This window comes from Pseudarthrobacter xylosi, assembly GCF_055412765.1.
In genome coordinates this window covers 1-11,742 of record NZ_JBVAYT010000001.1, presented here as the reverse complement: position 1 = coordinate 11,742, position 11,742 = coordinate 1, and the positions used below count along the sequence as shown (strand labels likewise).

Sequence of the window (11,742 nt, the reverse complement as noted above, 5' to 3'; positions counted from 1 at the left end):
GCGAAGGCAACGCGGGGTCACTCCGCGCCCATTCCATCGCCGGGATTGGGCCGGAAGTGACCCCGCGTTGCCTTTGGGCTCCTACGGCGCCGCGTGCCGGCCCACCCAGTCCACCAGGGGCCGCAGCTGGTCCCACAGTGCCGCGATTTCCTGCACCGCGGCCGGCGAGTCCAGCCACTCCGGCTGGCCCAGCTCGATGCCGGCGGACAGTGACTTGTGCTTCAGCAGCTCCGCCCGGGGATGGTCCTTCTCGAAACCGCGCGGCACTGTCTTGAGCTTTTCTCCCTCCACCGCAAAGCCCGCAGCAGCCACGCCATCCACGATGTGCCGCAGAGATTCGCCGGTCCCGGATGCATCCACGGAGTTCCGGAAGCGGGCCAGCTGGGCCGGCGTACTGGTGTGGCAGCCGCCGCCCACGAGCAGCCCTTCTGCGCTCACCTGGACGTAATATCCCACGCCTTCCTGGGACGACGCGAAGGCTCCCTGGGCAGTCTTGTAGGGCGATTTGTCCAATGAGAACCTGATGTCCCGGTTGGGCCGGAAGATCTTGCCCGGCCCGAACCGCGGCTCCAGCTCGGCCAGCAACGCCGTGACAGGATCGCGCACCAGAGTGTTGTAGCTGTCCTTGTGCTCCAGCCACCAGTCCCGGTTGTTGTTGTGCTCAAGTTCGGCATAGAACGCGAATGCCCCTGCAGGGATGCCCTGGAATGTACTCATGCAGTGATCCTAGGGACCACCGGGCCGCCCCGGCCAGGGCGGCAGGGACCTATGTGGAAACAAAGGCTGTGTGGAACAAGGCCTATGTGGAAACAAGACCGCCCCGCCACGGAAACCGTGACGGGGCGGACGTTGCACCACAAGGGGCAGAAGGACTAGCCGATCTTGTTGGCAGCCTCGGCGTCGGAGTCGGTGGAGCCCGTGCCCAGGTTGGCGCGCAGCTTGGCGCCGAGTTCGGCGTCCACGTTGGTCCAGTACTGGATGGCGCGTTCCTTGATCGCGGCGTGCTTCACGCCGCCCACAGCACCGGTGATGGTGTCCAGCAGGCGGGCCTTGGCGCCGTCGTCGAACACTTCGCGGTACAGCGTGCCGGCCTGGACGAAGTCGCCGTCCTCGGCGTGCAGCGAGTGCGCGGAGAGCGTGAGCTCGCCGTCGTTCTCCCAGCCGCCGGCCGGGGAAGCCGGCTCAACGGCAGCGGGGCCGTTGAACGAGTTCGGGGCGTAAACCGGTACGGACGGGGCGTTGAAATGGTAACGCCCGGCACCGTCCTGGCTGTAGTTGTTGACCTGGTTCTTCGGCTGGTTCACCGGGATCTGCGCGTGGTTGGTGCCCACGCGGTAGCGGTGTGCGTCGGCGTAGGAGAAGATGCGGGCCTGCAGCATCTTGTCCGGAGAAGCGGCGATGCCCGGCACGAAGTTCGACGGCGCGAAGGTGGCCTGCTCGATCTGCGCGAAGTAGTTCTCCGGGTTCTTGTTCAGCTCCATGGTGCCCACGTGGATCAGCGGGTAGTCCGTGTGCGGCCACACCTTGGTGAGGTCGAACGGGTTGAAGCGGTAGCCCTTGGCGTCTTCGTACGGCATGACCTGGACGTGCAGTTCCCAGGACGGGAAGTTGCCCTCTGCGATGTTGTCCTGCAGGTCGCGGATGTAGAAGTCCGCGTCGGAGCCGGCCAGCTCTTCAGCCTGGTCGCCGGACATGGTCTTGACGCCCTGGTTGGACTTGAAGTGGTACTTGACCCAGAAGCGCTCGCCCGCGGCGTTGATCCACTGGTAGGTGTGCGAGCCGTAGCCCTGCATTTCACGCCAGGAGGCCGGCAGGCCGCGGTCGCCCATGAGCCAGGTGACCTGGTGTGCGGACTCGGGGGACAGGGTCCAGAAGTCCCACTGCATGTCGGCATCGCGCAGGTGGGTGCCCGGGAGGCGCTTCTGGGAGTGGATGAAGTCCGGGAACTTGATGCCGTCGCGGATGAAGAAGACGGGGGTGTTGTTGCCCACGAGGTCGTAGTTGCCCTCGGAGGTGTAGAACTTGACGGCGAAACCGCGGGGGTCGCGCCAGGTGTCCGGGGAGCCTGCTTCACCGGCCACGGAGGAGAAGCGGATCAGCATCTCGGTCTCAACGCCCGGCTGCAGGAATGCGGCCTTCGTGTACTTGGAGATGTCAGAGGTGGCCTTGAACGTACCGAACGCACCGCCGCCCTTGGCGTGCACTACGCGCTCCGGCACGCGCTCGCGGTTGAACTGGGCGAGCTTTTCGATCAGGTAGTGGTCCGTGAGGATGATGGCGCCGTCGGCGCCGACGGACTGTGCGTGCGCGTCAGAAGTGACGGGCGCGCCGGACTGTGTGGTTGAGATGTTCGCAGTCATATTTCTCCTATTTCTCGATTACTTGTGAGGGACTATCAGAAGGAAGTTTTTGGGACGCCTGGCAGTCCTGGCAGATGCCCTGGTACATCACATCGGCGATCTGGATGGTCATCGGCTTGGAGCCCTCATCCCAGTGCGGGGTGAGGCAGGGCGCGTGCCCGACGGCGCATTCGACGTCCTCCACCCGGCCGCAGCTGATGCAGATGGCGTGGTGGTGGTTGTCACCGACGCGGGTCTCGTACAGGGCGGGGGAATGCGGCGGCTCGAAGCGGCGCAGCATGTGCAGGTCGGTCAGGTCGCCGAGGACCACGTAAACCGACTGCGCGGTCAGCTCGGGAAGTTCGGCGCGCGCGGCGGCCAGGATGCTCTCCGCGGGGGAGTGCGGGTGATGTTCGACGGCGGTCAGCACGGCGAGCCGCTGCTTGGTCACCCGGCGGCCGTGGGCACGCAGGGCGGCAGCCCATGCATCGTGGCCGCCAGAGTGTTCCGTCATGCCTCTATTGAAACACTTATTATGAGTCGATCACAATAAGGCTTGGCTTACCTTCGGCAGATCCAGGAATTCCTGCATGGGGTTGAGGGATTCTCCTGCCGAGCGGCCCATGGCGTGCACTTCCAGGCCACCAGGTCCGGGCTCCGGCACCACGCAGGTCAGCCCGGTCACGCCGGGGCGGGCCGTCAGGCCCTGGACGGCCGCAGCGAGCGCCAGCAGGTGACCAGGTGTCAGGCCGGTTCCGCCCGGCGCCGGCGCCAACGCCGGGGAGAGGACCGTGTGGTGCGCCCCGGCCTTGACCCGCGGAGCCCTGGCGATGAGTTCCGGGAGGGTGCCGTCCGCCGGCGGGACGGGCTCTGCCGGGCGCTCCAAAGCCAGCCGGCGCAGGGCGGTGCGGAGGCCGCCGTCGTACTCTTTGAGCTCTTCCGCTGCGGCCGGCACCCGGCGCTGAACGGGAAGGCGCAGCTGTTCGCCGGGCGTGACCGGTTCGGCGTCCCAGCGCCCGAACATGTGGAAGGTGGGGGTGGAGGATTCGGCCTCCGGTTCGCCGATGGCCGCTCCGATGGGGTGCCACTGGTGCGCAAACACCACGGTGCAGCGGGTGGCACCCAGAACATCGGCGAGTGCCTGCCGGGCCATATTGTGGCAGTGCTGCCAGTCAGCGGCCGAGCGGAGATCGAACGCCGTAGCCGGGTTCGTGAGCCGGATCAGGAGATGGCCGGCGTTCAGGGCAGTCCGGGGCCGGGCGATCTCCCAGAAAGTCGAGCCAAAAAGCAGCCGCCTGGACACATTCATAAGCCAACTCCTTTCCCCCGCCTGAGGATACCAAGCGTGTGACAGAACAGGACACCGCCGCCCCATTAGGGTTGTAGGGTGGGGAAACTGCTGGCCGATATCACACCGCTCCGGGAGAGCCCGGCGTTCCGCCGGCTCTGGCTGGGTTCCGCCGTTTCGGCCGTGGGGAGCCAGCTCACGCTGGTGGCCGTGAGCCTGGAGGTGTACCGGCTCACGCAGGACAGTTTCTATGTGGGCCTGCTGGGCGTGTTTGCGCTGGTGCCGCTGGTGTTCGGCGGCCTGCTGGGCGGGTCCATCGCCGACTCCCACAACCGCCGCTCGGTGGCGCTCCTGGCAACCTCTGTCCTGTGGCTGACCACCGGCCTGATCGCGCTGCAGTCCTGGCTGCAGCTGGGAAACGTCTGGGTCCTCTACCTCCTGGTGGCGCTGCAAAGCGGCGCCCAGGCCATCAACCAGCCGGCACGCAGTGCCATCATCCCGATGCTTATCCGCAAGGAACTGCTTCCTGCGGCCAACGCGCTCAGCATGATTTCGTTTGGGTTGGCCATGACAGTTGGACCCCTGCTGGCGGGCGTACTGGTGACGTGGGTGGGCTTCGGCTGGACGTACACCATCGACTTCATCAGCTTCGCGTTTGTGCTCTGGGCCGTGTTCAGGCTGCCGTCCATGCCGCCTTCGGGAAGCGCCGGACGGGCCGGGATCCGGTCCGTTATCGAAGGGTTCCGATTCCTGGGCACCCGGCCCAACCTGCGGATGACCTTTATCATCGACCTCGTGGCCATGATCCTCGCCCAGCCCCGCGCGCTGATGCCGGCCATCGCTGCCCTGATGATCGGCGGCGGCGAAGCCACGGTGGGCATCCTGCTCGCATCGAGCGCGGTGGGCGCGTTCCTGGCTGGCCTCTTTTCCGGGCCGCTGGGCCATGTCCGGCGGCAGGGAAGTGCGGTGGTGTGGTCGGTGATGGGCTGGGGCGCCTCGATCGCCGGCTTCGGCGTGGTGGTGCTCCTGGCAGGACGGACGGACGACGGCGGGGCCACAGTTTGGCTGGTCCCGGCAGCTTTGTGCTGCGCCCTGGCTGGAATCGCGGACTCCATCAGTGCCGTCTTCCGCAACACCATCCTGCAGGCCGCTGCGCCGGACCACCTGCGCGGGCGGCTCCAGGGGGTTTTCATTGTGGTGGTGGCCGGCGGCCCGCGCGTGGGTGACCTGCTGGCAGGCGCCGGGACTAAGATTTTGAGTGAGGGCTGGGTCCTGCTTCTGGGCGGGGTTTTGTGCATCGCGGTGGCATGGCTGGCGGCACAGCTGCAGCCGGGCTTCCGGAAGTACGATGCCCGCAGCCCGGTGCCGTAGGGCCCTGCAGGGTGGGGGCAATCCCTTGTTGGCAACTTTGCCGGGGCGATCGTGGAGGAGTGGACGTGCACAAGCATTACAACGGCCTGAAAACTGCGGCGCTCTTTGGCGTCCTGTGGGCGGTGCTCCTGGGTCTGGGCGGCCTGATCGGGCTTAATACCCGCAGTGCAGCGCCCATCTGGATCATGGCCCTGATCGGCGTGGCCACCACGGCATACGGTTACTGGAACAGCGACAAGATCGCCATCCGCTCCATGCAGGCCTACCCCGTCACGGAGGCCCAGGCTCCGCAGCTGTACCAGATTGTCCGCGAACTCTCGGTCCGGGCCAACCAGCCGATGCCGCGCATCTACCTCTCACCCACCATGAACCCGAACGCCTTCGCCACCGGCCGGAACCCCAAAAACGCCGCCGTGTGCTGCACCGAGGGGATCCTGCAGCTGCTCGATGCCCGGGAGCTGCGCGGGGTCCTGGGGCACGAGCTGATGCACGTGTACAACCGGGACATCCTCACCTCATCGGTGGCGGCCGCGGTGGCCGGCGTCATCACGTCCGTGGGCCAGATGCTGCTGTTCTTCGGCGGCGACCGGCGCAACTCCAACCCGCTGGCCATGCTGGCAATGGCGCTTTTGGCGCCGTTTGCGGCGTCCCTGATCCAGCTCGCCATCTCCCGGACCAGGGAGTACGACGCCGACGAGGACGGTTCGGAGCTCACCGGCGATCCGCTGGCACTCGCCTCAGCCCTGCGCAAGATTGAGCAGGGGGTGCGGATCGCGCCGCTGCCGCAGGAGCAGAAGCTGGTCAACACTTCGCACCTGATGATCGCCAACCCGTTCCGCGGCGGGGCGATGTCCAAGCTTTTCGCCACGCATCCGCCGATGAAGGAGCGGATCGCCCGGCTGGAACGGATTGCCGGCCGTCCGCTGACCTGAGGCGAGCTAGGCCTGGAACAGCCCTTCGCCCACAAAACCGCCGGGGCGGATTCCGGGCGGGACGGCGAACAGCCCGGAGCCCGTATGCACCAGGTACTCGACGGACAGCGTGTCCTGCCGGGCCATGGCGGTCTGCATGGGTACGTAGTGGGTGCGCGGGTCCTTCACAAACGCGATGAAGAACAGGCCGGCGTCCAGGTGGCCCAGGCCGTCGGAGCCGTCGGTGAAGTTGTACCCGCGGCGCAGCATCCGCACGCCCTTGTTCTGCTCCGGGTGGGCTATCCGGACGTGCGAGTCGGCGGCGATCAGCGGCTGGCTGGCCCGGCCCATGGCTGCAAAGTCGGGGGTGGTGAATTCCGACCCGCCGGAGAGCGGGGCGCCCTCCGATTTGGTCCTGCCGATCAGGCCCTCCTGTTCGCGCAGCGAGGTCCGGTCCCAGATCTCGATGTGCATCCGGATGCGGCGGGCCACGAGGTAGCTGCCGCCCTCCATCCAGGCCTCCGGGCCCGGAGCGCCGGCGGGCACCCAGACGTGCTCGTCCAGCAGCGCCGCGTCTTCGGACTTGACGTTGTTGGTGCCGTCCTTGAACCCGAAGAGGTTCCGCGGGGTTTGCTGCGCCCGCGAGGTGGAGGACGTGCGGCCGAAGCCCAGCTGCGACCAGCGGACGTGCGCTTTGCCGAACGCGATGCGCGCGAGGTTCCGGATGGCGTGGACTGCCACTTGCGGGTCATCGGAGCAGGCCTGGACCACCAGATCGCCGCCAGTGCGTTGTTCCTGCAGGTCATCGCCCGGGAAGTGCGGCAGGTCGATCAGGGCGGCTGGCCGGCGGCCAGCAAGTCCGAACCGGGCCTTGCCGTCCTTCTCGAACAATGTTGGGCCGAAGCCGAAAGTCAGCGTCAGCCTGCCCGCGCCCAGGCCCAGGGCTTCGCCGGTATCTTCGGGCGGGGCATCATAGGGTCCGTTGACCGCGCCGGTAGCGCCGGCTTCCTTGCCCGCCGTCATCGCGGCAGCAGCGTCGGTCCAGTCCTTGAGCAGGGCGATGAGCTCCTCGCGGTCTTCGGTGATCACATCGAAGGCGGCCATGTGCAACCTGTCCTGCGCCGGCGTCGTGATGCCCGCTTGCCGGTCTCCGTGGAACGGGACCGTTTCGCTGACCGGCTGCGGGGACGCATCGGCGCCCGCCACGGCGTCGTGTCCAAGAAGGCCCGCGGCCAGTCCGGCAGCGGCCCCGGCCCCGCCGGCGCCGGCCAGCGCGAGGAGCCCGCGGCGTGATACTTTCGTCATTTGCCTTTCCTGCCTAGAGGACGACGGCGGACGTCAGGTTGGAGAGCGGCTCGCCGAGGGAGTCCACCAGGCTTGCCAGGGTTTGGATCTGCTCAGGGGTGAGCTCGTTGTAGTACAGGAATCCGTCACCCTTTGCGTACTTGGACAGCTCTGCCTGCAGCGCCGCGAACTTGGTGTCGAGCTCTTTGGCCAGCCCGGGCTGCTTCTGGTCCAGGACCGGGCGCAGGTTTTCGAAGGCGATCCGGGCGCCGTCCACGTTGGCCTGGAAGTCCCACAGGTCCGTATGCGACCAAGCTTCCTCTTCGCCGGTGACCTTGCCGGTGGCCACCTCGTCCAGCAGTTCCTTGGCGCCGTTGCCCAGCTTGTCGGGGGTCAGTTCCACCGTGCGGGTGCGGGTGAACAGGTCTTCGGTGTCCGTCACCAGCTGGGCGGCGATCTCAGCCCGTTCGGTGGCGGTCATGGCGGTGTAGCCGGTCGGCGGGAACAGGTCCTTCTCGGCACGGTGCCAGCCGGTCCAGGTTTCGCCCGGTTCCAGGTCTGCCTCGCGCAGGTCCAGTTTGGGGTCAAGGTCTCCAAAGGACTCCGCCACGGGCTCGATCCGCTCCCAGTGCAGGCGGGTGGAGGCGTACAGGTCCCGGGCCTTGGCGGAGTCGCCAGCGGCGAAAGCCTCGGCGAACGTCTTGGTGCCGGCCAGCAGCTGTTCGGTCTGGTCCTTCACATACGCCGTGTACTGGGCCGTTGCGGTATCGGTGAGCCGCTTCAGGTCGGTGTCCACGGCAACGGCCGTGCCGGAGTCCGTAACTGTGAAGCCGGTCCGAATGCCGTCGCCCGCCATTCCCGGCTTGCAGGCGGTGACATATTTACCGGCGGGCGCGGTGAGCACCAGGTTGCGGCTGATGCCCGGGCCGATGTTCTCGACTTCGCCGATGATCCGCAGCCCGTCCTCGGCCAGCAGGTAAAACTCGGTGACCTGGTCGCCGTCGTTCTTCACCGAGAACGTGAGGTTTCCGCTGGCGGCCTCCGCGGCGGAGACTTTGCAGGCGTCGCCGGTGCTGGAGACCGTGATGGGTCCGTCACCGGCTGCCGGTGACGGCTTGGCGTTGTCCGTGCAGCCGGCCAGTGCGAGCGGGATCAGGGCGACGCCTGCCAGCAGGCTCAGCCGGGACCTGAGGCCGCGCGGGGTCCGCTGGTGGGGAAGGCAGGGTGAAGCAGTCATGAGGGGGTCCTTGGGTGGGGTGGATGGCGGGGGATGCTGCTAAGCGTTCGCTTTGACGGGCTGGCCGGCGGTGCGGGCGTCCGTGCTGCGCGCGTGGCGCCGGTGCGCCGAGAGGTAGAGGTACAGGGTTGGTGCAACGTAGAGGACCCAGGCGGACGCTTCGAACCACGTGGTGGCGGGGGAGAAGTTCAGGGTCCCCTTGAGCAGGGTGCCGTACCAGGACGACGGCGGGACGGCGGCCGAGACGTCGAAGGCCAGCAGGTGCAGCCCCGGCAGGATGCCGGCCTCCTGCAGGTCGTGAATGCCGTAGGCGAGGACACCGCCCGCGATGATGATCAGGGCGGCCCCGGTCCAGGTGAAAAAGCGGGAGAGGTTGACTTTGAGCACGCCGCGGTGGAGGAGGTAGCCCAGCCCGGCGGCGACCAGGAGCCCCAGCAGGGCGCCGAGCAGGGGCACGTTGGACTCGCCGGTGGCCTGGGCCGCGGCCCAGAGGAAGAGGGCCGTTTCCAGGCCCTCCCGGCCCACGGCAAGGGCGGCGACAATGACGAGTCCCCAGGTGCCGCCGTCTGCGGCCTTGTCGATGCTGTGGCGCAGGTCCTGTCCGAGCGTGCGGGCGGTCCGGGCCATCCAGAACACCATCCACGTGACCAACCCGACCGCCACGATGGACAGGCTGCCGCCGATGGCTTCCTGGGCTTCGAACGTCAGCCCGCGCGGGCCGAACGTGAGCAGCGCACCAAACCCGATGGACAGCGCGATGGCGATGCCGACGCCGGCCCAGATGCGCGGGATGAGGTAGCGGCGGCCTGTCTTGACCACGTACGCGAGCAGCAGTACGACGATCAGCGAGGCTTCGAGGCCCTCGCGGAGGCCGATCAGAAAGTTTGCGGTCATGGTCTGGATACTCTCGGGATTACGGAACCAAGCTAAGGCTCACCTAACCCCGAAGATTACCCGCGAGAGGGCATTAAGCAAAATTGTTATGCGCTAATTACAACCTTCGATGGGCGAATAGGGATGTTGACGGCTGCCTGATGCGCCGCAGATGCCGCCGGACGCAAAGGGCACGGGGACCAGCGAATGTCGATCCCGGTCCCCGTGAGTGAGGCTTGGCTGTGTAGTAATGTCATGTCATTCACAAGCTGGGGGAAGGTCTCAATTGAAAAGCACTGCAAGGCTGCGTCAATCAGCTCTACTAGCGACGCTGACCGCAGCAATGCTCTCTGGCTTCGTCGCGCCGGTCCACGCTGCGGAATCCGTCCCGCTCTCAATTGGCCTGGCTGTACAAGCAGAGCCCGTACTGGTCAACGGAATTGATCTCGGACAAATCGCCGTAACGCGAGGTTACTCCCCTTGGCTGGGAAGCAAAGTCGGGGCGGTCAAGTACGGCACGGGCGTACAGGGACGGGCCTACGCCATGCAGGACTACCAATACGGCTCAATCATGGTCTTTTATTCCAACGTGAGCGTCGCGCTGAGGGCTTCCATCCGGAACGCCTATTTCAACGCCGGAGGCCCACAGATACTAGGTTTCCCGGAGGGCCCGGAAATCAAGCGCCCGGATGGCGTGTCCTGGATGCCCTTCCACACCATACGGAACGCGAATAGCGGCTTCACATACATCTACCGCCACCAACTTTATGGCGCACATCTAGTGACAGTTACGTCCTGGGCTAAATATGGTGGCCTAGACGGGCGGCTTGGCTACCCGAGAACGGACCTCGTCAAGGTTGACCCAACCAAAGCCACCAGTACTCTGCGCCAGAAATTCAGGAGCGGTTCCGTCTACAAGAACCCGACCACCGGACACGAATGGGTCGTGTTCAACAAATAGGCATTGCCCGCCGACTTGATGGGGGGACCTTGGCGGCGGGCAATGCCTGCCAGCCTAGCCCAAGTGCCATTGGCTGCGGATTTAGCGCGCCTGCGCCATAACGCAAGAGAGCCCCGCCGGGAATCATCCTGGCGGGGCTCTTGGCTAGCTGCGGAAGTTCACGAACTGCAGGTCCGCCTCGTCGAAGTCCTTCAGCAGCGCCATGACCGACTGCAGGTCATCGCGTGACTTGGACGAGACGCGGAGTTCGTCGCCCTGGATCTGGGATTTGACGCCCTTGGGGCCCTCGTCGCGAATAAGCTTGTTGATCTTCTTGGCCAGGTCCTGCTCGATGCCTTCCTTGATGGAGGCTTCGAGGCGGAATTCCTTGCCGGATGCGAACGGCTCGCCGGTGTCCAGGGACTTCAGAGAGATGCCGCGGCGGATCAGCTTGGACTGGAGGACGTCCAGCACGGCCAGGACGCGTTCCTCCGAGTTCGCCTTCATGAGGATCTTCTCGCCGCTGAATTCGACCTCGGCGCCGACGCCCTTGAAGTCGTAGCGCTGGACCAGCTCCTTCTGTGCCTGGTTCAGCGCGTTGGCCACTTCCTGCTTGTCCACTTTGCTTACGACGTCGAACGTTGACTCGCCTGCCATGATTCTCCTTGTGCCGGTGGGTGCCCTGGAATTGGCTCTGCAGGGCGTGGATCTCTGCATTCCAGCCTAATACGGATCGCCCGGCTGTGGCGCTGTGTCGGTTGCGGCGCCGTTGTGGATTCGGCAAGTTTCCGGATTCACAGTTCCCTCATAGCGGACGCACTGCGGGAACGAAGCCGGGCCATGGAGAGTTGAACGAGTCGGAAGTAGCTCGAAAGGGAACACCATGCCACGCACCGCCGTCCGTTACGTCACCCGAACCACCGCCGCAGCCGCCGGCGCCGTGGCCACCGCCGCAACCTCAGTTGCCGCAGCCGCCATCGCCGCCTCCATCATTTTCAGCCCTGTCCCGGATGCCTCGGCCCGCATGGACGGTGTGAGCGAGGATCTGCTGCGGGCGGTCCAGCTGAACCAGATCACCGAGGAGCAGGCCATCAAGTTCGAGGCAAGGCTGGCCGGACGGATTCTCGGCGACGCCTGACGCCCCGCTTTCCGCGGAATTGCGGGGCTTCCGGCGGCGTTTTGAGGGGCCCGCCGCCTCGATTCGATGTTTCGGCAGAAGTTCTGTAAAGTTGTCTTGCCCGCGGTTACTGGAAGCGGAACGGACCGGAAACGGACGTTCTGAACACTGCAGCCGGGGGTGATCTTCTTTTGAAGTTCGGCAGATTACCCGAGCGGCCAAAGGGGGCTGACTGTAAATCAGCTGGCAACGCCTACGGGGGTTCGAATCCCTCATCTGCCACAATTTGTGGTGAGTCGAGACATCCTTCACGGATGAGTCGAGTCATCGGTTACACCCCGGTCTTCGGACCGGGGTGTTTTTCTTTGTCCGGATTCTCTGG

Annotated in this window: 12 protein-coding genes and 1 tRNA gene; 5 read left to right on the top strand and 8 right to left on the bottom strand. The window is 65.9% G+C overall.

Translation table 11 applies throughout. The features are described from left to right. Positions 1 to 81: 81 nt before the first annotated feature. The 4 genes from ACZY1F_RS00065 to ACZY1F_RS00050 form a co-directional block, all read right to left on the bottom strand. Positions 82 to 717, bottom strand: coding sequence for a DUF2461 domain-containing protein (locus ACZY1F_RS00065; protein ID WP_463939623.1), 636 nt, complete (start codon positions 715 to 717; stop codon positions 82 to 84). A 155-nt stretch (positions 718 to 872) separates the two neighbouring features. After that, entirely contained in the window at positions 873 to 2,360 is a 1,488-nt protein-coding gene (locus ACZY1F_RS00060) for a catalase (RefSeq protein ID WP_463939622.1), read from the bottom strand. A 7-nt stretch (positions 2,361 to 2,367) separates the two neighbouring features. Next, positions 2,368 to 2,853 carry a Fur family transcriptional regulator gene (locus ACZY1F_RS00055; RefSeq protein WP_463939621.1) on the bottom strand — a complete coding sequence of 162 codons (486 nt, stop codon included), beginning with the start codon at positions 2,851 to 2,853 and terminating at the stop codon, positions 2,368 to 2,370. 30 nt (positions 2,854 to 2,883) lie between these two features. Beyond that, on the bottom strand, positions 2,884 to 3,648 hold the full coding sequence (locus tag ACZY1F_RS00050; protein WP_463939620.1) for a hypothetical protein: 765 nt from the start codon (positions 3,646 to 3,648) through the stop codon (positions 2,884 to 2,886). A 78-nt stretch (positions 3,649 to 3,726) separates the two neighbouring features. On the opposite strand from ACZY1F_RS00050, the gene ACZY1F_RS00045 reads away from it, so the two are divergent. After that, positions 3,727 to 4,998, top strand: coding sequence for an MFS transporter (locus tag ACZY1F_RS00045; protein WP_463939619.1), 1,272 nt, complete (start codon positions 3,727 to 3,729; stop codon positions 4,996 to 4,998). 65 nt (positions 4,999 to 5,063) lie between these two features. Continuing rightward, positions 5,064 to 5,930, top strand: coding sequence for a zinc metalloprotease HtpX (htpX, locus tag ACZY1F_RS00040; RefSeq protein WP_463939618.1), 867 nt, complete (start codon positions 5,064 to 5,066; stop codon positions 5,928 to 5,930). A 6-nt stretch (positions 5,931 to 5,936) separates the two neighbouring features. On the opposite strand, the gene efeB is transcribed toward htpX, so the two are convergent. The 3 genes from efeB to efeU are packed head-to-tail and all read right to left on the bottom strand — an operon-like array spanning position 5,937 to position 9,324. After that, a complete protein-coding gene (efeB, locus tag ACZY1F_RS00035; protein WP_463939617.1) occupies positions 5,937 to 7,214 on the bottom strand; it encodes an iron uptake transporter deferrochelatase/peroxidase subunit in 1,278 nt (425 codons plus the stop codon). A 13-nt stretch (positions 7,215 to 7,227) separates the two neighbouring features. After that, a complete protein-coding gene (gene efeO / locus ACZY1F_RS00030; protein ID WP_463939616.1) occupies positions 7,228 to 8,430 on the bottom strand; it encodes an iron uptake system protein EfeO in 1,203 nt (400 codons plus the stop codon). Positions 8,431 to 8,469: 39 nt separating this feature from the next. Beyond that, positions 8,470 to 9,324, bottom strand: coding sequence for an iron uptake transporter permease EfeU (gene efeU, locus ACZY1F_RS00025; RefSeq protein WP_463939615.1), 855 nt, complete (start codon positions 9,322 to 9,324; stop codon positions 8,470 to 8,472). Positions 9,325 to 9,589: 265 nt separating this feature from the next. On the opposite strand from efeU, the gene ACZY1F_RS00020 reads away from it, so the two are divergent. Beyond that, positions 9,590 to 10,264 (top strand): LGFP repeat-containing protein, encoded by a 675-nt coding sequence (locus tag ACZY1F_RS00020; RefSeq protein WP_463939614.1) that lies wholly within the window; start codon positions 9,590 to 9,592, stop codon positions 10,262 to 10,264. A gap of 144 nt (positions 10,265 to 10,408) precedes the next feature. Here ACZY1F_RS00020 and ACZY1F_RS00015 read toward each other — a convergent pair whose 3' ends face one another. Continuing rightward, positions 10,409 to 10,900, bottom strand: coding sequence for a YajQ family cyclic di-GMP-binding protein (locus tag ACZY1F_RS00015; RefSeq protein WP_463939613.1), 492 nt, complete (start codon positions 10,898 to 10,900; stop codon positions 10,409 to 10,411). A gap of 226 nt (positions 10,901 to 11,126) precedes the next feature. Between ACZY1F_RS00015 and ACZY1F_RS00010 the strand changes: the two genes are divergently transcribed. Both ACZY1F_RS00010 and ACZY1F_RS00005 read left to right on the top strand, forming a co-directional pair. Continuing rightward, positions 11,127 to 11,381 carry a hypothetical protein gene (locus ACZY1F_RS00010; protein ID WP_463939612.1) on the top strand — a complete coding sequence of 85 codons (255 nt, stop codon included), beginning with the start codon at positions 11,127 to 11,129 and terminating at the stop codon, positions 11,379 to 11,381. 179 nt (positions 11,382 to 11,560) lie between these two features. Further along, positions 11,561 to 11,642 (top strand) — tRNA-Tyr (locus ACZY1F_RS00005). Positions 11,643 to 11,742: the final 100 nt, after the last annotated feature.

Bases quoted from the DNA above. Each gene is read 5' to 3' on its own strand.
- ACZY1F_RS00065 (WP_463939623.1), bottom strand. From the start codon at position 717: ATGAGTACATTCCAGGGCATCCCTGCAGGGGCATTCGCGTTCTATGCC.
- ACZY1F_RS00060 (WP_463939622.1), bottom strand. From the start codon at position 2,360: ATGACTGCGAACATCTCAACCACACAGTCCGGCGCGCCCGTCACTTCT.
- ACZY1F_RS00055 (WP_463939621.1), bottom strand. From the start codon at position 2,853: ATGACGGAACACTCTGGCGGCCACGATGCATGGGCTGCCGCCCTGCGT.
- ACZY1F_RS00050 (WP_463939620.1), bottom strand. From the start codon at position 3,648: ATGAATGTGTCCAGGCGGCTGCTTTTTGGCTCGACTTTCTGGGAGATC.
- efeB (WP_463939617.1), bottom strand. From the start codon at position 7,214: ATGACGAAAGTATCACGCCGCGGGCTCCTCGCGCTGGCCGGCGCCGGC.
- efeO (WP_463939616.1), bottom strand. From the start codon at position 8,430: ATGACTGCTTCACCCTGCCTTCCCCACCAGCGGACCCCGCGCGGCCTC.
- efeU (WP_463939615.1), bottom strand. From the start codon at position 9,324: ATGACCGCAAACTTTCTGATCGGCCTCCGCGAGGGCCTCGAAGCCTCG.
- ACZY1F_RS00015 (WP_463939613.1), bottom strand. From the start codon at position 10,900: ATGGCAGGCGAGTCAACGTTCGACGTCGTAAGCAAAGTGGACAAGCAG.
- ACZY1F_RS00010 (WP_463939612.1), top strand. From the start codon at position 11,127: ATGCCACGCACCGCCGTCCGTTACGTCACCCGAACCACCGCCGCAGCC.